Here is a 25247-nt window from a genome sequence, read left to right as displayed (position 1 = left end):
TAAGAATCCCCACTCGATAAATACACCGATGTACGGACCAACTACGTCATTTATAAACATAGGCTAAATGGAGTGTTTTATGTGATGTGTTTTAAATAATGCTTTAATTGCATTTTTAAGCCTAATTAAACCTAAAATGTCACGATCGACAATCAAGGCTACTATCATTGTAAAATCAATGATATTTACACCAAAAGAGTATATGTCCCAAAGAATCCAATAAGTTGAATTTTCATAAACCTGAACATCTAAATACACAGAAACAAACAATAGGATATTTATAGACAAACCGCAGACAAGATAAATAAATGACGGTGTAGAGTTCTTTATAACGAGATAGCATCCCGCCAAACATAGTAATGTCACAAAATCATATAATGCCCAATGCATATATGTGACTGCAGTAGAAGATAGCCATGTAAAGAAATGATCCCCTGCCATATAGGAGATCATCATAATAAATGAACTGATTAACAGCGTAGTTTTTCTTTTAACATCTATAGAGTATATAAAGATATTAAAAAAAAATGCCATTAAAAACCCCCAAGCACTCAATGCAGAAAGGGAGAAAAAACCAAATTGTTCAGTTAAAAACATTTCACTCCTATTGAGGCCTTTTATCTCGAGGAAGCATCACCCCACCACCGCGCTGGATTTCAGCTTCACCTTTAGCCGCTAGTAAGGCTTCATTAGATATAGACACTGTATCAGATTGTAGGGTTTTATTACTAGCGCTTTGTTCAAGTGCTGGCTTTGATTGTTGCATATTATTGTATGCTTGCATTTGTAATTGGCTGTTAGCTGTAACTTGCATAAGATTAATCCTTTCAATAAATGTTGAATAAATGACTTATTAAATAAGCCACTGTTTTTAACGCTCTGATAACTGCTTGGCGCTTTTAAAGATGAACTCACGCTGAGCCATCTTACATCTAGTAATAAGCAATTACTGATCCAACATTTTAAAAAACGATCTTTTTTGATCTTTTATTTGCTACAGCGCATCCCACACAACAGGTCATACCAGATATGATAAGGCATAAAAAAACGCACAGGGATAACCGTACGTTTTTTATATCCAGGGATTTTAAGCTACATTTTTACACGGGATCTCCGCGTTCCGACTTTGCTTCAAAATAAATTCCATCGCGACTTCGTCACAATTGTCTCTGCGTAAACACAGTTCACAATCTTTCATTACCTTTTCCGGTAAGCTGTCTTTGGTACAGAATGTGAAACCTTGTTTTTCAAAGAAATCAGGTACTCGCGTCAAAACAATGATGCGATTGAGTGCCAATTTTTTGGCTTTAACTAATAAATGTTCAACTAACTGACGACCTTGCCCAGTAATACCGGTTTCAGGATCTATCCCTAAAGAACGAATTTCAGCAAGACCAGTATCATAAATATACAGTGATGCGCAGCCCGCGACTTCTCCAGCAACTTCGGTAACCGCAAACTCATTGATTGAATGTACCATGTCGCTTTTAGCACGCGGTAAATTTTCACCTACCGTAGCCCAGTGCTGGATCAATTTAGCAATTGACTCTACATCGTCAAGATTAGCGTCACGAACTGTTATTTGCTGTTTTTTTTTGGCATCTTTAACTGCAACTGTAACTTGCTCTAAAGATGTACCACCAAGTGCTTGGCGCGCTTTTATACATGCGTCTATCTCTAGTACAGCATATACGTCCTGTGCAAAAATACTATGCACCGATTGGAATTGTTCTAAACTTAAATCTTCTAAGTTATTCCCTTGTGCGATAGCCATTTGTACCAACACACCAACAATATGATGACCTTCCCTAAAAGGGATCCCTTTGGCGACTAAATAGTCAGCAAGCTCTGTAGCGTTGGAGTGCCCGCCTTTCGCAGCAGCTAGCGTTCGCTCGCCATTTACTTTTATACCTTTGATACACGCTTGCGCCATATGAATACAAGCTAGCCACGTTGGCATGGCATCAAATAAGCCTTCTTTATCTTCTTGCATATCTTTATTATAAGCAAGTGGCAGTGCTTTTAACGTCATCATCATGGCACTAAAGGCACCAAATACACGCCCTGTTTTGCCGCGAATAAGCTCTAGCGCATCGGGGTTCTTCTTTTGTGGCATCAATGATGAGCCTGAAGTAACATTATCTGCTAACTCAATGAAACCCGCTTCACCCGAATTATAAAAGATCAAATCTTCTGACATACGCGATAAATGGATCATAGAGATTGATGCACAGCTTAATAGCTCAACCACAAAGTCACGATCTGATACGGCATCTAAACTATTTTTAGTCGCAGCGGTAAAACCTAACCCCACGGCAAGTGCTTGCCGATCAATTGGGTACGCAGTACCGGCAAGTGCCCCACTGCCCAAAGGGCAAAAATTCATTCGCGCTTTAGCATCTGCTAAACGGCTTTCATCACGTTCGATCATTTCCACGTAAGCCATACACCAATGACTAAACAACAATGGCTGAGCACGTTGTAAATGGGTATAACCAGGTAAGATAGTGCCCAGCTCACGTTCAGCTAAAGCGATAAACTCACCTTTTAACTGACCAAGCGCCGTAAGTATGTGAGCGGCGGTATCACGACACCATAAACGAAAGTCAGTAGCGACCTGATCGTTACGACTACGTCCGGTATGTAATTTTTTAGCTAAGTCACCCACTTTTTCGATCAATGCAGCTTCAACATGTGAGTGAATATCTTCAGCTCCTGACGTTGCCACTGCTTGTGGATCAGCTTTTACTTCGTCGAGTAATTCATATAATGCAGCGACTAACTTTTTGTGTTCGTCACTACTTAATACATCAACCTGCTTAAGGGCACCTGCCCACGCTACAGAGCCAACTATATCTTGCTCTGCGAGTTGATAATCGAAGGGAAGTGAGTCGTTAAATTGTTTAAACGCCTCATCTGGACCCGTAGAAAAACGTCCGCCCCATAATGCCATGAAATCTCTCCAAACCCTGAAATTGCCCCGCCTTATTGTTACGGGGCTGTAGTAAAATTACTTCTTCGCTAGTGCTGAAATTCTGCTTGAAAGCGAGAATAAACGAATAAAGCCTTCAGCATGCGATTGGTCGTAAACATCATCTGCACCAAACGTTGCAAAATCTTCGCTGTATAAGCTATTAGGTGATTTTTTCTGAACCGCTGTTACCTGGCCTTTATAAAGCTTAAGAATAACTTCGCCAGTAGCAACTGTTGATAACGCTTCTGCGCCCGCTAAGATTGAATCTTTAAGTGGTGTAAACCAACGACCGTCATAGACTAAATGTGAAAACTCGCCGCCCAGTACTTCTTTCCATTTGCGGCTTGCTTTATCAAGTACTAACTCATCAATCGCTTGTAATGCCGCCATGATCACTGTGCCACCAGGGGTTTCATAACAGCCACGGGATTTCATGCCCACTAAACGGTTTTCAACGATATCAACACGACCAACACCATGCGGGGATGCAATATCATTAAGTTTAACTAGACAGTCATACGGTTTAAGCTGCTCGCCATTGACAGCAACAACTTCACCTTCAACCACGTTTAAGGTAACAAATTCAGGCTCATTGGGTGCTTGCTCTGGTGAGCTAGTCCAAGTCCACACTTGCTCACTTGGTTGACACCACGGATCTTCAAGCTCGCCACCTTCGTGAGAAATATGCCATGCGTTTGCATCACGGCTGTAGATTTTAGTTGCCGATGCAGAACATGGAATATTACGCTCTGCCAAGTAATCAAGTAATGACTCACGGCTTGATAAGTCCCACTCACGCCATGGCGCAATAACTTGAAGATCAGGCGCAAGGGCCGCAAAACAAGATTCAAAGCGCACTTGGTCATTACCTTTACCTGTACAACCATGAGAAAGTGCATCAGCGCCTACTTTACGAGCAATCTCAACTTGCGCTTTAGCAATAATAGGACGTGCCATTGACGTACCTAATAAATAAGTACCTTCGTAAATTGAACCGGTTTTTAACGTTGGGTAAATATAATCACTTACCATTTCGTCTTTTAAGTCAACTACATAACATTCAGAAGCACCAGATGCGATCGCTTTTGCTTCAACGCCTTCAAGTTCTTCAGCACCTTGACCTACATCGGCCACAAACGCGATAACTTCACAACCGTAGTTTTCTTTTAACCATGGCACGATGGCTGACGTATCTAAACCACCAGAATAGGCTAATACAACTTTTTTAATAGAACTCATTGGTGATACCTTACACAAAATTTGGATTTAATAATGAAACAAGCAATGCGTTTTGCGCATGCATACGGTTTTCTGCTTGTTGTATAATTTTTGACGCCGGACCATCCATTACCTCAGAAGTAATTTCAAATTCACGGTGTGCTGGCTGGCAATGCAGTACAGTGTCAGCCCCAGTCTGTTTAAGCAACGCCGCATTTAATTGATACGGCATGTACTTTTCTTTTACTTGTTCAAGTGGCGTATCATCGCCCATTGATACCCATGTATCGGCATACACTGCGTTAGCGCCTACAGCCGCTTCAACACGATCACTCACCATCACTGATGCACCATTCATTGCGGCAATTTGCTCAGCCTGCTTTAAAATTTGCGAGTCTGGTGAACTGCCTTTAGGGCATACGGCAACAAAATCGGTGCCTAAAGTAGCCGCAAGTAACATCAGTGAATGCGTTACGTTGTTGCCTTCACCTAAATAAGCTAATTTTAGCTGGCTTACATCGCCATATACTTCTTGCAGTGTTAGAAAGTCAGCAAGTGCTTGGCATGGATGATATAAATCGCACAAACTGTTGACCACAGGTACGCTTGAAAATTCAGCAAGTGTGGTTAATGTTTTATGCTGATATACCCGCGCCACAATACCGTCAGCCCAACTGGCAATGTTCAATGCAAAGTCTTTTACTGATTCACGTGCGCCCATGGCGCCATTTTGTGAATCAAGATACACCGCATGTCCACCTAACTTATTAATACCTATATCAAATGATAAACGCGTACGTAAGCTTGGTTTTTCAAATAAAGTAACCACCGATTTGCCAGCCAGTGCTTGACTAAAATCAGCTGGGTTAGCTTTAATTTTTTGCGCTAAGTTAAGTAATTTAAGTGCGCCTTGTTGGTCTAACTCTAGACCCGATAAAAAATGATTAAACATATAAAACCTATGGTGTAATTTTTGTTCCGACGTGCTCACCCGCGAGTAGAGCAATTAAGTTTTCTGGCTTTTGCCAGCTCGAAATGTAAACGCCACGTCGTAAGTGCTGGGCAGCAAGAAGGCTGGTCTTAACTTTGACCTCCATCCCACCCAAAATTACTCCTTCTGCAATTAAAGTATTGATCTGGTTTGTGTCAAGTTGATGTAACGGCCGTTTATTTGCATCAAGTACAGCTTCTACATCAGTCATAAAAATAATTTCCGCATTAAGCTCTTTAGCTATTGCCGCCGCCGCTTCATCAGCGTTTACGTTATACCAAAGGCCATCTTCACCAAAACCGATAGAGCTGACCAGAGGTAAACGACCAAGTTTTAATAACTCCGGTATCACACTTTGCACACCGCCGTCACAATTACCAACTTGACCAAGCGCTTTGAGTTTTTGTGACGAAATAATGCCCGCTTCGTATAAACTAAGCCCGACCGGTTTATGACCTGCGATAATTGCTTGGCTCATTAATTGTTTATTAGCACACCCCGCAAGCGCGCCAACAATATAAGGCATTTGCTCTTTTGGACTGATGCGTAAACCTTGATGTTTCGCACTAGCAAAACCAGCCTCAGTCAACCAATTATCAACTAGTGAACCGCCACCATGAACGATGACAAATTGTGCTTGAGTTTGCGATGCAAGCGCCTCAAATAACGCTTTAGCCGCGTCTTCTGTATTGAGTACTGCACCACCGAGTTTAATGACCCATGTTTGCATTACTAACTACCCTTTTAAACCTGTACTATGGGCAATACCCATGGCTAAATTAATGCACTGCAATGCTTGCCCTGCAGCACCTTTTAATAAGTTATCAATAGCTGCCATCACAATTAGCTGCGTACCTTGCTGCTGCCATGCAATATCAACGTAAGGCTGCTTTGCAACTCCTTTAATTGATGGCATTTTATTACCAAGCAATCTGATCAGTGGCTCATCAGCAAGCACTTGATAAGCTTGTGTAACTTGCTCTGGTGTAACTCCAGGTTTCAATTGCACATAAATAGTTTCTAAAATACCGCGTGGAAAATTACCTAAATGCGGCGTAAATAGCACCTTGTGACCTAAATGCTGCTCAATCTCAGGACTGTGTCTATGATTAAACAATCCATAAGGTGCTAACGACACTTCACAAAAATGCGTGGCTACACTAGCTTTACGCCCCGCACCGGTTACACCCGATACAGCATTAATAATAATGGTTTGCTCGGCTAATAAGCCGGCTTGTTGCAATGGTTTTAACGCATTCAGCGCTGCTGTTGGATAGCAACCAGCCACAGCGACTAACTGCGCCTTGGCGATTGCTTCACTATTCCATTCAGCCAATCCGTAAGCCGCTTCACTTAGTAATTCCGTATGTTGATGCGCAAAACCATAATAGGTTTGATAATCTTCATTACTGCTTAAACGGTAGCCACCCGATAAATCAAATACTTTTTTGCCCATGCTTAAAAAACGTGGCGCTAAGTCAACACTCACTTTATGATCAGTACACAAACATACAAAATCGGCCGACTTTTCAATATCGTTATAAGCGCTATCACTAAGAGGCAATAAAGGAGAATCAAGCAAACCTAAATGCTCAGGATACAAGTCACTTAATAATTTACCCTTATCTAAGCTTTGCTCAGATACATAGCAACCAGCTAAGGTTAATTGCGGGTGTTTTACTACCAAACTTGCTAATTCTGCGCCGCTATAGCCACTTGCGCCAATAATCACTACTTTCATTCGTTACTCTTTTTGGTTTTTTGTTACTACATATATATTCAAATCGGGTTTAACAGTGCATAAAACACTATTTTATGAATGAAATCTGGTTATCGTCGTTTTATATTCATTGCGTCGCTTTAATATATTTATGCTTAAAAAGTGAATTGATATTCATCATAAATACTTTTATATTGTTATGCAATTAGATTGAATACTTATTTTGGATTTTTTTATGTCATTACCGTCTTTTTTATCTATGTATCAGCAATTGATTGCTGCACCTTCAATTAGTGCCATGGATGAGTCATTGTCTATGAGCAATAAAGGGGTGATCGATTTATTAGCTACTTGGTGTACAAGTCTTGGATTTGAATGTGAAATTACTGAGTTGTCGGGCCCTAAAGGTCGTTTTAACTTACTCGCAAAACGTGGCCAGGGAGATGGTGGTTTAATGCTTGCCGGTCATACCGATACAGTCCCATTTGATGATAGTCGTTGGAACTATAATCCGTTTAAATTAAGTGAAGATAACAATAAATTATATGGTCTAGGCAGTATTGATATGAAAGGTTTTTTCGCTTTTGTATTACAGGCAATCAGTGAACTAGATAAGAATATTCAAACACAGCCAATTTTGATTCTAGCTACTGCCGACGAAGAAACCACCATGGCCGGTGCACAGCAAGTTTGTCAGCATAAAAACTTAAAGCCAGCTCGGTGTATTATTGGTGAACCTACTGATATGACGCCTGTTTTCACACATAAAGGACATATGAGCAGCGCGATTCGCGTAGTCGGTCGTTCCGGACATAGCTCTGATCCTGAACGTGGTTTAAATGCCATTGAAGTGATGCATAAAGTTATTGCAAAACTGTTAACTTTAAAAGAGCAATTAAAGAATAAATATGCAGTTGAGCATTTTGTTATTCCTTACCCTACTTTAAATCTAGGACACATTCATGGTGGCGATAATGCAAATCGCATATGTGGCTGCTGTGAAATGCATATTGATATGCGCCCTTTACCGGGTCTAAGTGTGCAAGAACTGCAAATGATGCTGTTAAAAATAGCTACAGAGATCAATAACCAATATCCCGATTCAGTCAGTGTGATGGATATGCACGAGCCAATCCCCGCGTTTACCGGCAGTACTGATTCGGCATTAGTTAAACTGGCAGAAAAAATATCAGGAGAGCAAGCAGTTGCAGTGAACTACTGTACTGAAGCGCCATTTATTCAACAATTGGGCTGTGAAACGATTGTGATGGGACCGGGTTCAATTAATCAGGCTCACCAACCCGATGAATTTTTGGCGATGGAAAAAATTAAACCATCTCAACATATTATCACTGAAATGATCAGAACATCGTGTTTTAGCTAACAAAGAAAGTGCTGCTTGCGTTATCCCCACGCAATCTGGGAATAACGCAACTGTTACTGCTCAGTCCATGTATTTACTAAGGTATTTCTTAAATACAGGATCTGTTTTAGCCAGCTCTTTTTGCTCAGCAAGTATATCTTTTAAAATACTCTCTGATGTCAGCGGATTTGCAAGTACGACTCTGAATACCACTGTAGGTTGATGATCATACTGCGCGGGAGTTAAACGGGTACGGGATACAAAGGAACGACCGGCTTCACGTTGACGTTTTTGCATACTGGCAGTAAAACGATTTAACGAGGCAAAGATATCCAAACGCGTTTGTTCATCTGCTTGAGCTATTTTTTGTTTTATCTGTTTTGGCACATAACGGTATGTCAGTAAACATAACTCAGGTTCTGAGATCAGCTCAAAGTCATCATCTGCTTTCACTAAATCAGCAAAGTAGCGGGCTTTTTCAATCCCTTTATCTATTAAGATTTCGTAGCCTTTACGGCCAATAACGCGTAAGCAAGCATGCACTAACATCGCCATACCAGGACGACTACCTTCAAGCGTATGACTACCTAAATCTTTTGATCCTTTACGTAAGATGTATTCTGCATGATGTTCTATAGCATCCGTAGCTGTAGGATCTTTAAATAGCACTAACCCAGCGCCCATTGGCACATACATTTGTTTATGAGCATCGACGGTAATTGAATCTGCTCGCTCAATGCCTTTCAGTAACGAGCGATATGTATTAGAAAGCAGCGTAGCTCCTCCCCATGCTGCATCGACATGAAAATGGCAGTTGAGTTCAGCGCTTAAATCAGCCATAGCATCAAGAGGATCAATATTGCCAGTTTCAGTCGTGCCGGCTACCCCAACAATCGCCACCACTTTTATACCTTGCGCTGCTAGCTCATGGGCTTTGGCGCGCATTGCATCAACATCAACCTTATTGTTATCTGCAGTTTTAATGGCAATAAAGTTATCACGACCAATGCCAAGTAAATCAGCTGATTTTCCTAGCGAGTAATGGCCACGTTCAGAAATAAGTACTGCAAGGCCTTTATATCCATAATGCAACATGGCACTGATCAAACCTTGTGAACCAATCCCTTTAAATTCGCCGTCCGCTTTCAGTAAGCGATTACGAGCAATCCACAATGCGGTAATATTGGCGATTGTGCCACCCGAACAAAACGCACCTAGCGACGTTTTCGCACTGTGCATCCATTTGCTATAAAAACTGTCATCTTGCCCGTATGCCAAATGATGCATCATACCAAGCACTTGGCGCTCAAGTGGAGTAAATGCTTTGGAGGTTTCTATTTTTACTAAGTTTTGATTAAGACCAACCATCAACTTAGAAAGTGGCAATACAAAATGCGGTAATGCTGACGTCATGTGCCCAATAAAGCTTGGCGCAGCGGTATGCACTGAATGAGCGACAAGTTGCTCCATAATATCTTGCGCATAAGCAGATACAAAAGTCGGATCTTCTGGGATTGCTGCCGATTGAAAATCTTTTTCAATCTCATGCAATGGCTTTTCAATTGCCGCTATGTTCTCATTCAAAAAACCTGCTAAATTGCTTGAGATCTCAAGTTCGATTTTACTCAAAGTTGAGTCTGGTGCTTCAGGCACAGTAAATATACGCATCAGAGTTTCTTTAGAGGCGACGGCACAACGCTTTTGATCCATCTTTATACCCAGTAAATGTAGCTTTGTTTAGCTGAAGATCCATCTCTAGGAACTCCATTACTAATAACGCCAAAACTACAATGATTCCACGAAATGCGTTAACTCTACTGTAATAGAGTTGAAATGTCTCGTATAAAGCCACAAAAGTAGCCAATTGCATGACAAATTAATGATAATTTGATTAATATTTATCATTCAAATAACTAACTATATTTTTATAGGCGATACAGCCTTTTTTTGTATAATAGAAGGGCTAATAAATCAAGGAAGAGCATGATAAATACAAATTTACGGACAAATTGGATAATCGCGGGTTTCATGCTGTTTTTTATCAGTTTATTGAGCTACATCTATTACACCTACAACAGCACTCGTAACGATATTATGCACAGCGTTGATACTCGATTACTCAATGCGGCATTAAGCGTTAAGCATATGCTTGGTGATGAATACCATCAAAAAATCAATGCAGGCCAATATATATCATCAACCGAATACCAACAAAAAAGCCGGCAACTTTCAGAGTTTGCTAATGCGTTAAATATCGCTTATGTATATGCCATGGTTTTAAAAGACGGTAATGTACATTTTAGTGCATCGAGTTACACTCAGAACGATCAAAATACCGGTAAAATCACCCAATTACTCGATCTATACCCTGAAGCAACTGCCGCTAATATTGGCGCGTTTTATTCAACAGAGCCAGTGTTTGAAATTTCAAAAGATCAATGGGGGCATTTTAAAACAATTTTTGTCCCTTTTGTCGATGCCAATGGAGTCACCTATTTAACTGGGGCCGATATCACCATATACGATCTCAATCAGCGATTAGCGCAAAGTGTATCTAAAGCTGCGGGCATGGCTATGTTTTTCTTTTTTATTGCTCTGTTGGTTGCCGGTATTTATGTGTATTTATTGAAACGTGCGATTTCAACCGATACCAGTAGTGGCTTTGCCAATCATATTGCACTTGAATATTATATTAAAAACTCCCCTAATCATCATCTGCAACTTGCTGTTATTTGGGTAAATGAAGTTGAAGATATAAGCAGTTTTTATGGTACAGAAGTAGGCGACCGCGTTATGAAAAACTTGTTGCAACACTTCAAAAAGCGCCGCCCTGCGGGTAGCCAGATGTTTCGTCTAACGACCAACAAAATAGTCCTCATCGCTCCTTTTGGTAAAGATAATGCAGGTTTTCTCGAGGTGATCCAAGCTTATAATTGCAGTACCCCATTACTTACCGACCCTTTTATATACATCACCTTGTGCGCAGGCATCGCCAGTGGCAATAAATCAATGTTACTTGAAAATGCTCATATTGCCGCATTACAAGCTAAACAAGGTCGCCGCACTGTGATTAATTACTCAAGCGCACTCCATGATGTAAAAAACCAATATCAGTACAATGTAGCAATGGCAAAAGAAGTGCGTGAAGCATTTGAGAACAATAGAATTGTGCCTTATTTTCAGGCAATTTATGATAATGAAACGAATGCCATTATTCAGTATGAATGTTTGGCTCGCATGATCACCTGTCACGGGGAAGTCCTAAAACCAGAATCATTCTTAGATGTCGTTAATCGCTCTCGCATGGATGGAATGCTCACCCGCACAATGCTCACACAATGCTTTGCACGATTTAGAAAAACCAGTACGTGCTGGAGCATCAATATCACAGCCCAAGATATGCTTGACCCAAGCCTTGCTGAATTTTTAGAAAACGAATTTAAACGCTATCCACTACCGAGTAATATCACCCTAGAACTATTGGAAACCGAAGCTATCGCAAATTTTTCTGAGGTAAAAGCATTTATAACCATGGTTAAAAATCGTGGTGTACGGGTAATAATTGATGATTTTGGTACAGGTTATTCGAATATATCTAATGTACTAAAATTAGAAGTAGATGGCATTAAGCTTGATGGTAGTTTGATCAAGCAAATTATCAACGATAAAGATATTTATTTATATATTGAGCATATTGCCAGCTTTGCTAAGCAACTCAACTTACAGCTAATTGCTGAGCATGTAGAGAGTAAGCCTATCGCCAACGCGCTTAAAAAAGCTAATGTGACACTAATGCAAGGCTATTACTTTGCCGAGCCTGTGCCACATATTACTGCAAATAAAAACCAACCGTATCCAATCTCTTAACCTAAACTCAGGTTAAGAGATTTACGAAAACATTAAGTTATAAAATACTTAATTTTTATTTCGAGCCAGGATCTAAATTAATTACTAAACGGTGACTTTGTTGACCACTTGCCCAATATTTACGTTCAAATGGCGTAACTGCCAAATCATTTTGATAAAGCTCTACTGTGCAGTCATGTCCGGTGAGTTTGAGTGCTTGAGCAAACTCTTTCACATAAATATCCCAATTGCTGCGAACTTCTAACAGCCCACCTAATTTAACGATAAATGGAAAAATAGCAGCGCCATGCCAGCGACGTTGAATATGCTTCGCTTTTGGCCACGGATTTGGATACAGCAAATAATGATGTGTGGGTTGCCAATTAGCCGCCACTGCGAGTCGCCAAAAGTCATTTAAATCGGCTTGCACTAAAATGTACTGACCTGAATCGGTTTGTTTATATTCAATGTCATGCTTATCTAAACGATGCGATGACTTATCAATACCTATAACTAACGCATCAGGATGTCGTTTCGCTAAATTAGCGGTGCTTTCACCTACCCCACAACACGAATCTAAAATAATGGGCCCATTAAAAGCCTGCACTTTTTCATTTACTTGATCAAACGCCGTTTGCGTATGAGCTGCAATGGGTTTTTTAAACTGGGCAGCTAAATGCTTATTAACTATATCATCCAGCTTTTCATGTAAGCCTTGTTGATTCGATACAATACTTCGTGAATTTGCATCACTCATTAGTGTCTTAACCCCACACCTTTTTTAATTAACGTTAAAGCTAATATAAATAAGGCTGTAATAAATAATAACAACACGCCAAATGCGACCGTTAAATCAACATCCGACACGCCTAAGAAACCATACCTAAAGGCATTAACCATATAAATAATTGGATTAACCTGCGATACGCCTTGCCAAAACTCTGGCAATAAAGTGATTGAGTAAAACACACCACCTAGATAGGTCAATGGCGTTAAAATAAAGGTCGGAATTATACTGATATCGTCAAAGCTATTAGCATAAATAGCATTGATCAAACCGCCTAAAGCAAATACCGCAGAAGTTAAAATTACTGTCGCGATGATCACAAAAATATTATGGATTTGAATATCCACAAATAATAACGACACACACGTAACAATTAATCCCACCAGCATGCCACGGGTCATACCACCGCCCATATAGCCAAGCACAATGATATAATTAGGCACGGGTGCAACTAACAGCTCTTCAATACTTTTTTGAAACTTGGTTGAATAAAAGCTTGATGCCACATTAGAATACGAATTAGTGATCACCGACATCATGATAAGACCCGGCACAATAAACTCCATATAACTAAAGCCCCCCATATCACCAATACGAGAGCCTATAAGATTACCGAAAATCACAAAGTACAAACTCATAGTGATTGCCGGTGGTACGAGTGTTTGTACCCAGATACGCAAAAATCGAATGCACTCTTTAAACCATAAACTCTTTAAGGCTACGCCATATTTAAACATCTACTTGCCCCGCCCTTGCTCTAGTAAACCTACAAACAACTCTTCTAATCGGTTAGCTTTATTACGCATGCTAAGCACGGTATTGCCCTGCTCGGTTAATGCTGTAAATACTGCATTCAAGCCCTGTGATTTGGCTACTTCAACCTCAATAGTATGATCATCAGCCATAGTAAACTTATAACCATCAAGCGTAACGGTAACCGGCTGGACAGGCTGTTTTAAATCAAGAATAAAGGTTTCTTTATCTAGTTTGGCAAGCAGTGCTTTAATGGTGGTGTTTTCAACGATAATGCCGGAATCAATAATCGCGATATTTTTACACAGCAGTTCGGCTTCTTCTAAGTAATGGGTGGTGAGAATAATCGTCACCCCCTGCTCATTAATTTGTCTTAAAAAATCCCACATCGAACGGCGTAATTCAATATCTACACCGGCGGTTGGCTCATCTAAAATTAGCAGTTTTGGTTCATGCATTAACGCGCGAGCAATCATTAAACGACGTTTCATGCCACCTGATAGTGTTCGTGCTTGTTTGTCTTTCTTTTCAAGTAAGCCTAATTGCGCTAAATATTTATCCGCTCGTTGATGCGCCACCTTACGGGGAACTCCGTAATAACCCGCTTGATTTACCAGTATTTGCGTCAACGTTTCAAACTGGCTAAAGTTAAACTCTTGTGGCACTAAGCCTAGTTGTGATTTAGCGGCTTCTAAATCTGAATCTATGTTGTGACCAAACACCTCTACTAAGCCTTTGGTTTTATTAACCAATGATGAGATCACCCCAATGGTAGTTGACTTACCCGCGCCATTTGGGCCTAACAAGGCAAAAAAATCACCTTCATATACTTTTAGATCAACGCCTTTAACGGCTTCAACACCATTTTTATATACTTTGGTAAGGCCTTCAATATTCAAAGCCAATGCTTTACTCATGATTTACCCTCCCCATAACCCCAACGTTTAGTTAGTGTGTGTGCAATATTTAAATGATCTAAAATACGTGCAACCATAAAATCAACTAAGTCGTTAATGGTTTGCGGTTGATGATAAAACCCCGGTGCAGCTGGCATAATTGTTACCCCGAGCTTTGCGAGCTTTAGCATGTTTTCTAGATGGATTTCACTAAATGGCGTTTCTCGTGGCACTAAAATTAACTGACCACGCTCTTTAATCACGACATCAGCGGCGCGCTCTAATAAATTATCAGAGGCCCCCATCGCTATTGCAGAGACCGAGCCTGCACTACACGGGCACACGACCATTTTTTTCGGCGCTGCAGAGCCAGACGCCACAGGGCTAAACCAGTTATCTTTACCAAATACTTGTAACTGCCCTGGCTGTGATTTAAATAAGCTACTTAATTGTTCGGTGGCTTTATCTTCATTGGCTGATAATTTAATGTTTGATTCAGTATCTAGCACTACACGCGCCGCGCTTGAGATCAATACATACACGCGAAACTGCTGCGCGAGCAATACTTCAAGTAATCGTAAGCCATATGGCGCGCCTGACGCACCACTAAAGGCCAGCGTTATGGTTTCTTTATATTGCACTGTCGCTCCGGTTTATTGCTGGATAAATTTATGCTGCAAAGCTGTTATCAATGTGTTGTGGAGACCATTAAAGCCACCATTACTCATGATCAAAATATGTTGTTGCGGTTGCGCTTGGGAGACCACTTGTTCAACGATCTCATCGGTATTACTCAAGCATAACATACCAGCCTGTTTGGCCTGCTCACTTAATGACCAGGTTAAATTATCTGGCTCGAATAAATACACATCATCAGCATCAGCTAATGACGCCAATAACGTATGTTGATGTACACCCATTTTCATAGTGTTTGAGCGCGGCTCTAATATCGCAATAATTTTTTCATTGCCTACTTTTGCACGCAACCCAGCAAGCGTTGTAGTGATAGCTGTTGGGTGATGAGCAAAGTCGTCATACACTTTAATATTGGCAATATCGGCTTTTAGCTCCATCCTACGTTTAGGACTAATAAATTCCCCTAACCCTGCAATGCTATGTTCAATTGCAATCCCGACATGGCGCGCGGCAGCAATAGCCATAATAGCGTTTTTAACATTGTGCCCACCAAACGCTTGCCATTTTACTGAGCCTTGGTATTCATCATTGAGTAACACTGCAAATTCACTGCCATCGGCATTAATCAGCTCATATCCCCAATCAGCGCCCAGTGTTTCACTTTCGCTCCAACAGCCTTGGTTAATTACATCTTGCAGAGCATCGTCTTGTTGTGGCCAAATAACTTTGCCGCTACTTGGTAGTGTACGCATCAAATGATGAAATTGTTTTTTAATAGCGTTTAAATCTTCAAAAATATCAGCATGATCAAACTCAAGATTGTTTAAAATCAGTGTGCGCGGTAAGTAATGAACAAACTTACTGCGTTTATCAAAAAATGCAGTGTCGTATTCATCAGCTTCAATTACAAAAAATGGCGTTTCGCCAACCCGTGCCGACAAACCAAAATTTTGCACGATACCGCCAATCAAAAACCCTGGCTTTAAACCCGCGTATTCTAAAATCCATGCCAGCATGCTTGCAGTGGTAGTTTTACCATGAGTTCCAGCAACCGCCAGTACCCAGGAGTTTTGCAATAAATTATGCTTTAACCATTCAGGGCCAGAAGTATACGCTAAGCCCTTGTCCAATACATATTCAACACATGGGTTACCACGACTCATTGCATTGCCAATAATCACCATATCTGGTGCAGGTTCTAACTGAGAGACATCATAGCCTTGGGTTAATTTAATACCAAGCTCTTCGAGTTGCGTGCTCATTGGCGGATATACGTTTAGATCAGAGCCCGTGACTGTATGACCTAGCGACTTAGCTATCGCTGCAATACCACCCATAAAGGTGCCGCAAATGCCTAAAATATGAATATGCATATTATTCCTTTGCCGCCACACATAGCTTACGCAGCGCTAAAAAATAGATAATAAATGAGATGCCATAATGCCAAAAATAGCGCTCAGTTACCATTGCCATCTAACACAACACTTGTGCTAAATAACAACGAATAAGTATATAAGTTAAATAATTCCCTTACTTATGCTTAACCGCTCAAATGTAGATGTAATTGCAGAGCCTCGCTGGAAAGGTCGCTTATCGATGGGTGCAAAATACACTTTCTAATTTAAGGTGCATTTGGCTTATAAAAAAACGCCTTAGCTCATTGAGTTAAGGCGTTTTTATTGATCTTTTATAAACCTAGCGTTACATCATCAAAAAAACAATTAAACCCACACCCAATAATAATCGATAGATAACAAATGGCATCATCCCCATACGTTCGATTATTTTTAAGAACAGGAAAATACACGCATACGCAGAGAGAAACGATAAACCAGCGCCTAAAATTAATGTTGTCCAATCAACTATATGATCCCCTAATGCCAGCTCAATGGTGTAATACAAGCCCATCATTGAGATCACTGGAATTGCGAGTAAAAATGAAAAACGCGCAGCGCTTTGTTTATTCATCCCCAGCATTAAACCGGCGGTCATCGTAATACCCGAGCGTGATGTACCTGGGATCATCGCCATCGCTTGCGCCATACCGATCATCAGTGCTGATTTCCAAGTTAATTGATAAATTGTTTTAGTTTGCTTACCTTTTACGTCGGCATACCAAAGTAATAAACCAAACAAAATAGTGGTGATTGCAATTACCCACGCACTGCGTAAATAGAGCTCGATTAAGTCTTTAAAAATTAAACCCAGTACAGCGGCTGGTATAGTGCCTAAAATAATCCACCAGCCAAGTTTACTATCATCTGTTGTACCTTGTGCACCAAATGATTTAAACCATGCAGCAAGTATTTCGACAACTTCTTTTCTGAAGTAAATTATTACGGCAATCAGCGTGCCTACATGCACAGCAACATCAAAGGCAAGGCCTTGATCTTGCCAGCCAAGAATTTGTGAAGGGAGAATGAGGTGAGCTGAGCTTGAAATAGGTAAAAACTCAGTTAATCCCTGGATCAGGGCTAAAACAATAATTTCGATAATACTCATGGGTTAGTAAACTCCACCTTCCATAGTTTTTGCTTGGGGTTGTTGTAAGTATCCCACAACTGAGCGATTGTTTGCTTTGCTGTAGGATGATAAAAATCGGGAGCTATTTCTGCCAAAGGCTGAAGAACAAAGGCATTCTTGGTGATTTCATCACGGGGTAACTGTGCAGGAGAATCACACACTACATCATCGTAAAACAGTAAATCTAGATCGAGTGTACGCGGACTAAATTTTTTATCATTATTTGTACGACCATTCTCTCGTTCAATCTGTTTGAGTAACTGACATAACTGGGGAAGCGGTATCTGTGTTTGTGCACCAATGACTGAGTTGTAAAAGTTATTACCTGCAAAGCCAACTGCTTCGCTTTCAAAGACACTGGAATGCTCGAATTCTATAAGGTGTGCTTTTAGGGCAATTAACGCTTGGCGGATATAATGTTCTTTATCAACATTAGAGCCAAGGCTAATATAAATTTGCGCCATCTTAACGTGCCTTGAGTCGGGTAATTTCAACACCTACAGTGCGTGCTTGCGCGACGGCTGCGGGTTTACTAACTCGAATGGTAACTTGTGTTGTAGCAAACTCGGTTAAAATGATAGCCGCTAGTTGCTCTACTAAGGTCTCCAATAACTCAACAGGCTTTGCTGTCGTGTGCGCGATTACTCTCTCACTTACCTTTGCGTAATCAAGTGCTAAGGCAATGTCATCGGTTTTTGCTGCGGGTTTAATATCACACAGCATCTCGATATCAAAATACAAACTCTGTTTAGTTTCTTTTTCAAAATCGTACACGCCTATGATAGTGTCAACATGTAGTTGCGATATAAAAACCTTATCCATAACTGCTCCAACTGGCAAAAACTTAAAACTCATTGACTTGAGTCTACATCGGCTATAATTTGCATTTATAGCCTTTATACACTTTAACTGTGTTTTATTATGTAAAAATTACCCATACAATAGCCTATAGGTACATCATGTAAAAATTACCCATATGATATAAGCGTATAGATACATTATGTATCTGCTATTTGAACCACGAAAAGTATGAATGCAATTTTTGCGGCCAATGATAGCCGAAAAACTGCGATTAAAAAATAAGGAAGCGCGTGATAGCCGTTTTAATGTTAGTTTTAGCCTATTTACTCGGGTCGATTTCATCAGCCATTCTAGTGTCTCGGCTGTTTAAACTACCCGATCCTCGCAGCAATGGCTCAAACAACCCAGGCGCAACTAATGTTTATCGTCTTGGTGGCGCTGTTCCAGCCTGCTTAGTCTTAGTGTTTGATATTCTCAAAGGGACTATTCCTGTCTGGGGCGCTTATTTTTTACAACTTGAACCACTAATGCTGGGATTGATAGGGGTTGCTGCATGTTTAGGACATATGTTTCCGGTATTCTTTCACTTTAAAGGCGGTAAAGCAGTTGCAACTGCGTTTGGAACATTGCTACCCATTGGCTTGTTGTTAGGCGGGTTATTAATTTCAACCTGGGTGGCTGTTGTTGCTATTACACGCTATTCGTCACTTGGGGCATTAGTCGCCGTTTCTTTAGCGCCATTATACACTTGGTGGATCAAACCGCTTTATACCTTACCAGTAACATTTTTAACTATTTTGATTATCTTTCGCCACCACGCCAATATTAAACGTTTATTTAGTGGCAAAGAACCTAAAATTGGTGACAAAAAAACGCCACCAACTAAAGATGATAACAATACTTAAATTTAAATAGCCTCTAAACTATCTATCGGCCAACGTGGTCTCGTTTTCATATCAAGGCTGGCAAACTGCCCAGCCTTTAAGCGCTGCATACCCGCATAGGCGATCATGGCACCATTATCAGTACAAAACTCTGTGCGCGGATAATAAACCTGTCCTTTCATGCCTTGCATTACCCGCTCTAGTTGCGCACGTAGCTTTATATTGGCGCTTACACCACCGGCAATTACTAAGCGATTTATACCCGTTTGCTTTAAAGCACGCTTACATTTAATAACTAATGTATCAATAACTGCGGTTTGAAACGCATGAGCGATATCTGCTTTGGTTTGCTGATCATCGTCATTATTACGAATAGTAATTGCAGCCGCCGTTTTCAAGCCGCTAAAACTAAAGTCAAGGCCCGGTTTATCTGTCATTGGTCGTGGGAAAATAAAGCGCTTAGAAACACCTTGCTCAGCAAGTTTAGCTAACCGTGGCCCACCTGGGTAATCTAAACCAAGTAACTTAGCTGTTTTATCAAATGCTTCACCTGCGGCATCATCTACCGATTCACCCAATACTTCATATTGACCAATCCCAGCGACTTTAACCATCATGGTGTGTCCACCTGATACGAGTAAAGCAATAAACGGAAATTCAGGCACGTTTTCTTCAAGCATGGGCGCCAGTAGATGGCCCTCCATATGATGCACCGCCACTGCTGGAATATTCCAACCATAGGCAAGTGAGCGTCCAATTGAAGTACCCACTAATAATGCTCCCACCAGTCCTGGGCCTGCAGTGTAAGCAATACCATCGATATCTTCAGGTCCGCAACCGGCCTGTGCAAAAGCAGCATCGATTAATGGCAAGGTTTTACGAACATGATCTCGAGATGCAAGTTCAGGCACTACACCGCCATAATCTGCATGCACTTTTACTTGGCTATAGAGTTGATGAGCAAGTAAACCTTGTTCATCATCATAGATTGCAATTCCCGTTTCATCACACGACGATTCAATGCCTAAAATTCGCACTGCAGTTTTCTCCCATGCCCTTTGGCACTTTTAAATTCTTAAAATAAATCTATTAACCAGAGTTTCTGGTTACTTAAAGTGTAATACCAATGTTTGTTTGTCCATCAGCGATAGCGTGTTGCTTTAACGCTTTAACATTTTCAGCTGTTACTCTGCCCATCTGCTCAACAAAATCAATTAACTCGCCTAACACTTCAATTTCGTATTGCATTAACGGATGTTCACGTACCGCTGTATTATCAGCCAGTTCACCTTCAACCGTTAATTGATATTCAATAAAACGCGCAACAGTCGCCTGAGAGATTTTACTAATGCTGATAAATTCTTGCTCATCTTTGGCAATTAAACCATGCATTAAACCTAATAAGGCAGTGGCGGCATCTATCGCTGGATAAGTACCGAACATATCAAAATCAGCGAGTTCTGGAACATTAGGCTCTATTTTCTCAATTTGCTTTTCAAGGCTTATTTTACTTTTCGGCAGTAAGATTTTTTCCCAACACAGATTAAGTGCACTACGCAAAATAGCTTCGTCACCAAATCCTGTTGCTTCACTAAATAAACCATAATTAGGTAGCATGCGTTCAATTAATGCTGCTGCCAGTACCGCTTGTTGCAAATAGTTAAGCTCTCTTATACGCTGAAAATTATTCGCTTTAGTCATTATTTGGTGTCCTGCAAGACCAACAAATTTCAAATGTTGGCCCATTATGCTCGTTACAGTTGGGGCATACCCAATCAGGAGCGGATTGTTGTACTTGAGTGTAGTTTACCAATATTTGCCGCGCCTGGCGCTCTTTAATCACAAAAACCTGCACTCTCACTTGGGTTTGATCTAAAGGTATTTCGCCAACGGCTCCTTGTAAGGACTCACCGAGTAACTGACACTCAATATTGCTGTTAAGTAATAACCCTTTGACAATGTTTGCCTCTACCGCATTTGCAGCGCAATAGATTGTTAACCATTGAAATGGGGGTTGCTCTGTACTGTTGTTATTTATTTTATTTTGCAATGACAACCTCTTTTACTTTGCGATTAAATTACCCTAAGCTACTCTAAGCGAAGTAATTGTTATATAGGAAATAATCATGACCCTCACGACACCTGGACTGCTGTTCCCTGCAATTTCTTTATTGTTATTAGCATATACCAATCGTTTTTTAGTGCTAGCACAATTAATTCGTGAACTTAATGCCCGTGAAGGTGACACTATTCGACCATTAGTCGTTGCACAAATTACTAACCTAAGGAAACGCATTAGACTCATTCGAACTATGCAAGTCTATGGCGTTGCTTCTTTTTTAATGTGTACATTCTCAATGTTTGCATTATTTATTGAGTTTAAAACCACTGGCGTAATTTTATTTGGTATTAGCTTAGCCAGCCTTGCGCTATCGTTGCTAACCTCTTTATATGAAATACATATTTCATGTGATGCGATTGAAATTGAGCTTAAAAACATTGAAAAAAAACCACTGAGCAACAAGGCAGACTAAAAAACAAGCACTATACTCTTTAGCAGGATGATTAAACTAAAGGCGTAAACGTGAACGACTTTTTATTTTCAGAAAATGTCATTGAAGAGTCAGAAGCTCAGTCACCACAAGCGTTCTGGAATATCCTTGTGGTCGATGATGAGGATGATATTCACCAAGTCACTAAACTTGTACTATCTGGCTTTACCTTTGAAGATAAAGCTTTGTGTTTACATCATGCCTATTCAGCGAAAGCCGCAAAAGAATTATTGCAACAAAATCTCGATTTTTCGGTTGGTTTAATCGACGTGGTAATGGAAACTAGCCATGCAGGTTTAGACTTAATAAAATTTATCCGTGATGATATCAATAACCACGACATCCGCCTTATTCTTCGAACGGGTCAACCTGGCGAAGCCCCTGAAGAAGCGGTGATCCGTGAATACGATATTAACGATTACAAAAATAAAACCGAGCTGACGGCAATAAAAATGAAAACATTATTGTATTCAGCTCTGCGTTCACATCGTGATATTCAAATTATTGAGCGTCATAGAAAAGGCCTTGAAAAAATAATCAACGCTTCTAGCTCATTTTTAAAATGTGATAGTGTCCATGAATTTGCATCAACAATTTTATCCCATGTAACCAATGTTATGGGCTTAGATGACACTGAAATTTATTGTGCCGCAGCTGTTAACCAACAAACATCCCCAGCCACTGATTTTAAGCTACTGGCAGCTTCAGGTGTTGAGCCTGAACCTAATGCCGATATGATCCCCGAAGATGTAAAGCAATTATTTGTTGAAGCACACAATCGCAAATCATCTCAAAAAACCATGCATGACTACATTGGCTATTTTCCAACTCAAGCGGGCCTCGAAACGATGTTGTATGTGCGCAAAGGCTCGTTATTAGGAACCACCGATTATCAGCTTTTGGAGTTTTTTGCCAACAATATTGCTCTAGCTTACGATAACTTGAAATTACGCGAAATGATGAAGGATTCGCAAAAAGAGCTATCGTATATTCTCGGTGAAGCCGTTGAAAAACGCTCAAAAGAAACCGGTTCACATGTCAAAAGAGTTGCACACTATAGTGAACTGTTAGGTAAGTTATATGGCTTAAATAACTTTGAGTGTGAAGTAATAAAACTCGCCTCCCCCTTGCACGATATTGGAAAAATAAGTATTCCAGATCATATTCTCAATAAACCCGGTAAGCTTGATGATCAAGAGTGGGCGATTATGCAAACTCACGCCGAAGTTGGTTATGATATTCTAAAGAATTCGAATAACGAAATATTAAAATGTGGTTCAATCATTGCTCATACACATCATGAGAAATGGGACGGCTCAGGCTATCCTAATCAACTTGCAGGTAAAGATATTCACATTGTTGGTCGTATTACAGCTCTAGCGGATGTTTTTGATGCCCTTGGCAGTGATCGTTGCTATAAAAAAGCTTGGCCACTTGAAGAAGTACTCGATTTGCTCAAGAAACAGAGTGGCAAACAGTTTGAGCCAAAACTTGTGGACATATTTATTAACAATTTAACACTTTTTTTGGAGATAAAAGAGCGTTACCCTAACTGATACTTGTAACAATTGTGTGAAATGCGCTTTTCAAATTGGGTACAATGGATTACTATCTATTAAAATAATATCAATTATGTTCGCCAGTAGTGCGGCTTACTTATACAAAGGACTATAAAAGTGAGATTTGAACAATTAGAGCAATTTGTAGCTTTAGGCCAGCTACGACATTTTCGCCAAGCGGCCGAAACAACAAAAATTAGTACCTCAGCATTGACGCGCAGTATTCAGACTTTAGAAGATGAAGTTGGCTATGAATTAGTCAAACGCTCGACTCGCTCCGTGAAGCTAACAACTGAAGGTGAGCTTTTTTTAGAGTACGCACAAGACACTCTAAGCAAGCTCGAAGAAACTAAAAAGCGTTTATTTAAATCCGTTAATGGCTGTGCAAGTGAAAAGCTGGTGATTGGCTATACCAATAATGCTAGTGCCATAGTGCCTATTTCATGTGGCCAATTTTTAGCACAATACCCTCATGTAAAAATCGAAATGCAACTACAAGAACAAAGTGAGTTGGTTCGTAAACTGCAATTAGGTGAAATTGATATTAGCGTTTGTTCGCAAGCAGTTAATAGTATTGGCAATGACATACACTTACCTGATCAACTTATTTTATTCGTTGCAAAAAGCCATCCTCTTGCGAATAAGAACAATCTTTGCAAACAAGATTTAAATGATTACCCTATGTATAGTTGTTTTTCACAATCAAAACAAATTCAAACTATGTTGAATGAGGCTGTCGATGGCTTAAACAAGACCAGCAGTATAAAAGTTGGCAGTATTGAGCAAGTAATGGACGGGTTGTGTAAATCAAACCATGTTGCAATTAGCAGTATTGAACATGCAAGTTCGGTCGCAGAGAATAATAATCTGCTCCAGTTAAAAACCAATAAGAACTTAGCTCATGAGCAATTGATTGTACAAACCAGCCAGCAAGTTACTGCTGACGACCCAATAAACCAGCTCCTGTCATTAATAGAAAAGACAGCGTTATCAATTAATTCTTAAGTAACAGCATGAAAACCAAGCCTAAAGCAGAACTCAGGCTTGGTTTCTAAATCTTCAGTAGTACCTTTGCATCATTTTAAGCTAAACTACGCGCCTTCCCTGCTATATAGTACAATTAATGAGCCTTAACCTGATCCCTGGACGTTATTTAACTGACATAGAAACTCATGGCTACGCCGTGATCGAAAATATGTTTGCTGAAACACTGACTAACGCGTTGATAGAAGATTGTTATCGTATCAACCCCAATTTCAAATCAGCAGGTATTGGCCGTCAGCAGGATTTACAAATAGACAAGAGCATACGCACCGACAAGACCTTTTGGTTTGATGGTAGTAGCCAAGCTCAAATTGATTATCAAAATGCGCTAGAAGATATTAGAGTAAACTTGAATCGTTATTTCTTTATGGGTTTATTTGATTATGAGTGTCACTATGCGAAATACCAGCATGGCGACTTTTATAAAAAGCATTACGACGCATTTAAAGGGCGTTCGAACCGTGTATTTACTACTGTATTTTACTTAAATACAGTGCAATCTGGTGGTGAGTTAGTGATTTACAAACCTAAAAGTAAAGACGTTGAAATCACTATTCAGCCCAAAGCTGGCACGTTCGTGATGTTTGAAAGCGAACGCTTTATGCATGAAGTACTGCCGACAATTGATAATCGCTATTCAGTTGCGGGTTGGTTTAGGAAAAACACTTCAATCAGTGGCGTTATTGATCCACCTCGCTAA

At 40.2% G+C, this 25247-nt stretch carries 26 protein-coding genes; 7 read left to right on the top strand and 19 right to left on the bottom strand.

The window, feature by feature from the left end:
• Positions 1–63 precede the first annotated feature (63 nt).
• The 7 genes from H5158_RS09055 to argC form a co-directional block, all read right to left on the bottom strand.
• A complete protein-coding gene (locus H5158_RS09055) occupies positions 64–597 on the bottom strand; it encodes a hypothetical protein (protein WP_149981378.1) in 534 nt (177 codons plus the stop codon).
• A 7-nt stretch (positions 598–604) separates the two neighbouring features.
• Positions 605–814, bottom strand: coding sequence for a hypothetical protein (locus tag H5158_RS09050; RefSeq protein WP_149981379.1), 210 nt, complete (start codon positions 812–814; stop codon positions 605–607).
• A gap of 273 nt (positions 815–1087) precedes the next feature.
• Positions 1088–2953, bottom strand: coding sequence for an argininosuccinate lyase (argH, locus tag H5158_RS09045; RefSeq protein ID WP_149981380.1), 1866 nt, complete (start codon positions 2951–2953; stop codon positions 1088–1090).
• 57 nt (positions 2954–3010) lie between these two features.
• Complete coding sequence (locus tag H5158_RS09040; RefSeq protein ID WP_145235122.1) at positions 3011–4213, bottom strand: argininosuccinate synthase; 1203 nt, start codon at positions 4211–4213, stop codon at positions 3011–3013.
• Between the two features lie 10 nt (positions 4214–4223).
• Positions 4224–5144: an ornithine carbamoyltransferase gene (locus tag H5158_RS09035; RefSeq protein WP_145235120.1), complete on the bottom strand. Its 921-nt coding sequence runs from the start codon at positions 5142–5144 to the stop codon at positions 4224–4226.
• Between the two features lie 7 nt (positions 5145–5151).
• Positions 5152–5913, bottom strand: coding sequence for an acetylglutamate kinase (gene argB, locus H5158_RS09030; RefSeq protein ID WP_182739879.1), 762 nt, complete (start codon positions 5911–5913; stop codon positions 5152–5154).
• 6 nt (positions 5914–5919) lie between these two features.
• A complete protein-coding gene (argC, locus tag H5158_RS09025; protein WP_145235116.1) occupies positions 5920–6924 on the bottom strand; it encodes an N-acetyl-gamma-glutamyl-phosphate reductase in 1005 nt (334 codons plus the stop codon).
• 214 nt (positions 6925–7138) lie between these two features.
• On the opposite strand from argC, the gene argE reads away from it, so the two are divergent.
• Positions 7139–8287: an acetylornithine deacetylase gene (gene argE, locus H5158_RS09020; protein WP_182718378.1), complete on the top strand. Its 1149-nt coding sequence runs from the start codon at positions 7139–7141 to the stop codon at positions 8285–8287.
• Between the two features lie 60 nt (positions 8288–8347).
• Here argE and panP read toward each other — a convergent pair whose 3' ends face one another.
• Positions 8348–9976, bottom strand: coding sequence for a pyridoxal-dependent aspartate 1-decarboxylase PanP (gene panP, locus H5158_RS09015; protein ID WP_182739878.1), 1629 nt, complete (start codon positions 9974–9976; stop codon positions 8348–8350).
• 273 nt (positions 9977–10249) lie between these two features.
• Here panP and H5158_RS09010 point away from each other — a divergent pair, with 273 nt between their 5' ends.
• On the top strand, positions 10250–12133 hold the full coding sequence (locus tag H5158_RS09010) for a bifunctional diguanylate cyclase/phosphodiesterase (protein ID WP_182718379.1): 1884 nt from the start codon (positions 10250–10252) through the stop codon (positions 12131–12133).
• A gap of 55 nt (positions 12134–12188) precedes the next feature.
• On the opposite strand, the gene H5158_RS09005 is transcribed toward H5158_RS09010, so the two are convergent.
• From H5158_RS09005 to folB, 8 genes are all read right to left on the bottom strand, one after another.
• Complete coding sequence (locus tag H5158_RS09005) at positions 12189–12869, bottom strand: tRNA (guanosine(46)-N(7))-methyltransferase TrmB (protein ID WP_182718380.1); 681 nt, start codon at positions 12867–12869, stop codon at positions 12189–12191.
• The gene (locus H5158_RS09000; protein ID WP_145235106.1) at positions 12869–13636 is read right to left on the bottom strand and encodes an ABC transporter permease; all 768 of its coding nucleotides are present in this window, start codon (positions 13634–13636) and stop codon (positions 12869–12871) included. Before H5158_RS09000 ends, H5158_RS09005 begins: the two co-directional genes overlap by 1 nt.
• Complete coding sequence (locus H5158_RS08995) at positions 13637–14569, bottom strand: ABC transporter ATP-binding protein (RefSeq protein WP_145235104.1); 933 nt, start codon at positions 14567–14569, stop codon at positions 13637–13639. It lies immediately after the preceding gene.
• Positions 14566–15189 carry a flavin prenyltransferase UbiX gene (locus H5158_RS08990; RefSeq protein WP_182718381.1) on the bottom strand — a complete coding sequence of 208 codons (624 nt, stop codon included), beginning with the start codon at positions 15187–15189 and terminating at the stop codon, positions 14566–14568. Before H5158_RS08990 ends, H5158_RS08995 begins: the two co-directional genes overlap by 4 nt.
• Before the next feature lie 12 nt (positions 15190–15201).
• Positions 15202–16557 (bottom strand): UDP-N-acetylmuramate:L-alanyl-gamma-D-glutamyl-meso-diaminopimelate ligase, encoded by a 1356-nt coding sequence (gene mpl, locus H5158_RS08985; RefSeq protein WP_182739877.1) that lies wholly within the window; start codon positions 16555–16557, stop codon positions 15202–15204.
• 328 nt (positions 16558–16885) lie between these two features.
• Entirely contained in the window at positions 16886–17686 is an 801-nt protein-coding gene (locus H5158_RS08980; RefSeq protein WP_182739876.1) for an undecaprenyl-diphosphate phosphatase, read from the bottom strand.
• A complete protein-coding gene (folK, locus tag H5158_RS08975) occupies positions 17683–18171 on the bottom strand; it encodes a 2-amino-4-hydroxy-6-hydroxymethyldihydropteridine diphosphokinase (protein WP_149981390.1) in 489 nt (162 codons plus the stop codon). The genes H5158_RS08980 and folK overlap by 4 nt, the downstream gene beginning before the upstream one ends.
• Position 18172: 1 nt before the next feature.
• Positions 18173–18529, bottom strand: coding sequence for a dihydroneopterin aldolase (gene folB / locus H5158_RS08970; RefSeq protein WP_145235093.1), 357 nt, complete (start codon positions 18527–18529; stop codon positions 18173–18175).
• Positions 18530–18798: 269 nt separating this feature from the next.
• Here folB and plsY point away from each other — a divergent pair, with 269 nt between their 5' ends.
• The gene (gene plsY / locus H5158_RS08965) at positions 18799–19413 is read left to right on the top strand and encodes a glycerol-3-phosphate 1-O-acyltransferase PlsY (protein ID WP_145235091.1); all 615 of its coding nucleotides are present in this window, start codon (positions 18799–18801) and stop codon (positions 19411–19413) included.
• Positions 19414–19415: 2 nt separating this feature from the next.
• Here the strand turns inward: plsY and tsaD are convergent, their stop codons facing one another.
• From tsaD to H5158_RS08950, 3 genes are all read right to left on the bottom strand, one after another.
• A complete protein-coding gene (gene tsaD, locus H5158_RS08960; protein WP_149981391.1) occupies positions 19416–20429 on the bottom strand; it encodes a tRNA (adenosine(37)-N6)-threonylcarbamoyltransferase complex transferase subunit TsaD in 1014 nt (337 codons plus the stop codon).
• Between the two features lie 73 nt (positions 20430–20502).
• A complete protein-coding gene (locus H5158_RS08955) occupies positions 20503–21093 on the bottom strand; it encodes a YjaG family protein (protein ID WP_145235087.1) in 591 nt (196 codons plus the stop codon).
• Complete coding sequence (locus H5158_RS08950) at positions 21086–21442, bottom strand: DUF2007 domain-containing protein (protein ID WP_182739875.1); 357 nt, start codon at positions 21440–21442, stop codon at positions 21086–21088. The genes H5158_RS08955 and H5158_RS08950 overlap by 8 nt, the downstream gene beginning before the upstream one ends.
• Before the next feature lie 76 nt (positions 21443–21518).
• Between H5158_RS08950 and H5158_RS08945 the strand changes: the two genes are divergently transcribed.
• The 4 genes from H5158_RS08945 (at position 21519) to H5158_RS08930 (ending at position 25247) form a co-directional block, all read left to right on the top strand.
• Positions 21519–21926, top strand: coding sequence for a DUF2721 domain-containing protein (locus tag H5158_RS08945; protein WP_149981394.1), 408 nt, complete (start codon positions 21519–21521; stop codon positions 21924–21926).
• Between the two features lie 50 nt (positions 21927–21976).
• Entirely contained in the window at positions 21977–23500 is a 1524-nt protein-coding gene (locus H5158_RS08940; protein ID WP_149981395.1) for a DUF3369 domain-containing protein, read from the top strand.
• 120 nt (positions 23501–23620) lie between these two features.
• Positions 23621–24508 (top strand): LysR family transcriptional regulator, encoded by an 888-nt coding sequence (locus tag H5158_RS08935; RefSeq protein WP_182739874.1) that lies wholly within the window; start codon positions 23621–23623, stop codon positions 24506–24508.
• 118 nt (positions 24509–24626) lie between these two features.
• Positions 24627–25247, top strand: a complete 621-nt coding sequence (locus H5158_RS08930; protein ID WP_182718387.1) for a 2OG-Fe(II) oxygenase — start codon at positions 24627–24629, stop codon at positions 25245–25247.

It is taken from the genome of Pseudoalteromonas sp. SR45-6, assembly GCF_014163545.1.
GTDB lineage: Bacteria > Pseudomonadota > Gammaproteobacteria > Enterobacterales > Alteromonadaceae > Pseudoalteromonas > Pseudoalteromonas rhizosphaerae.
This window is presented reverse-complemented; position numbering and strand designations above follow the sequence as displayed.

Bases quoted from the DNA above. Each gene is read 5' to 3' on its own strand.
- H5158_RS08995 (WP_145235104.1), bottom strand. From the start codon at position 14,569: ATGAGTAAAGCATTGGCTTTGAATATTGAAGGCCTTACCAAAGTATAT.
- argE (WP_182718378.1), top strand. From the start codon at position 7,139: ATGTCATTACCGTCTTTTTTATCTATGTATCAGCAATTGATTGCTGCA.
- H5158_RS08945 (WP_149981394.1), top strand. From the start codon at position 21,519: ATGACCCTCACGACACCTGGACTGCTGTTCCCTGCAATTTCTTTATTG.
- H5158_RS09000 (WP_145235106.1), bottom strand. From the start codon at position 13,636: ATGTTTAAATATGGCGTAGCCTTAAAGAGTTTATGGTTTAAAGAGTGC.
- H5158_RS09040 (WP_145235122.1), bottom strand. From the start codon at position 4,213: ATGAGTTCTATTAAAAAAGTTGTATTAGCCTATTCTGGTGGTTTAGAT.
- folK (WP_149981390.1), bottom strand. From the start codon at position 18,171: ATGGCGCAAATTTATATTAGCCTTGGCTCTAATGTTGATAAAGAACAT.
- mpl (WP_182739877.1), bottom strand. From the start codon at position 16,557: ATGCATATTCATATTTTAGGCATTTGCGGCACCTTTATGGGTGGTATT.
- H5158_RS09010 (WP_182718379.1), top strand. From the start codon at position 10,250: ATGATAAATACAAATTTACGGACAAATTGGATAATCGCGGGTTTCATG.
- H5158_RS08980 (WP_182739876.1), bottom strand. From the start codon at position 17,686: ATGAGTATTATCGAAATTATTGTTTTAGCCCTGATCCAGGGATTAACT.
- argH (WP_149981380.1), bottom strand. From the start codon at position 2,953: ATGGCATTATGGGGCGGACGTTTTTCTACGGGTCCAGATGAGGCGTTT.
- H5158_RS09055 (WP_149981378.1), bottom strand. From the start codon at position 597: ATGTTTTTAACTGAACAATTTGGTTTTTTCTCCCTTTCTGCATTGAGT.
- H5158_RS09050 (WP_149981379.1), bottom strand. From the start codon at position 814: ATGCAAGTTACAGCTAACAGCCAATTACAAATGCAAGCATACAATAAT.
- H5158_RS09035 (WP_145235120.1), bottom strand. From the start codon at position 5,144: ATGTTTAATCATTTTTTATCGGGTCTAGAGTTAGACCAACAAGGCGCA.
- argB (WP_182739879.1), bottom strand. From the start codon at position 5,913: ATGCAAACATGGGTCATTAAACTCGGTGGTGCAGTACTCAATACAGAA.
- panP (WP_182739878.1), bottom strand. From the start codon at position 9,976: ATGGATCAAAAGCGTTGTGCCGTCGCCTCTAAAGAAACTCTGATGCGT.
- argC (WP_145235116.1), bottom strand. From the start codon at position 6,924: ATGAAAGTAGTGATTATTGGCGCAAGTGGCTATAGCGGCGCAGAATTA.
- H5158_RS08930 (WP_182718387.1), top strand. From the start codon at position 24,627: ATGAGCCTTAACCTGATCCCTGGACGTTATTTAACTGACATAGAAACT.
- folB (WP_145235093.1), bottom strand. From the start codon at position 18,529: ATGGATAAGGTTTTTATATCGCAACTACATGTTGACACTATCATAGGC.
- H5158_RS09005 (WP_182718380.1), bottom strand. From the start codon at position 12,869: ATGAGTGATGCAAATTCACGAAGTATTGTATCGAATCAACAAGGCTTA.
- H5158_RS08955 (WP_145235087.1), bottom strand. From the start codon at position 21,093: ATGACTAAAGCGAATAATTTTCAGCGTATAAGAGAGCTTAACTATTTG.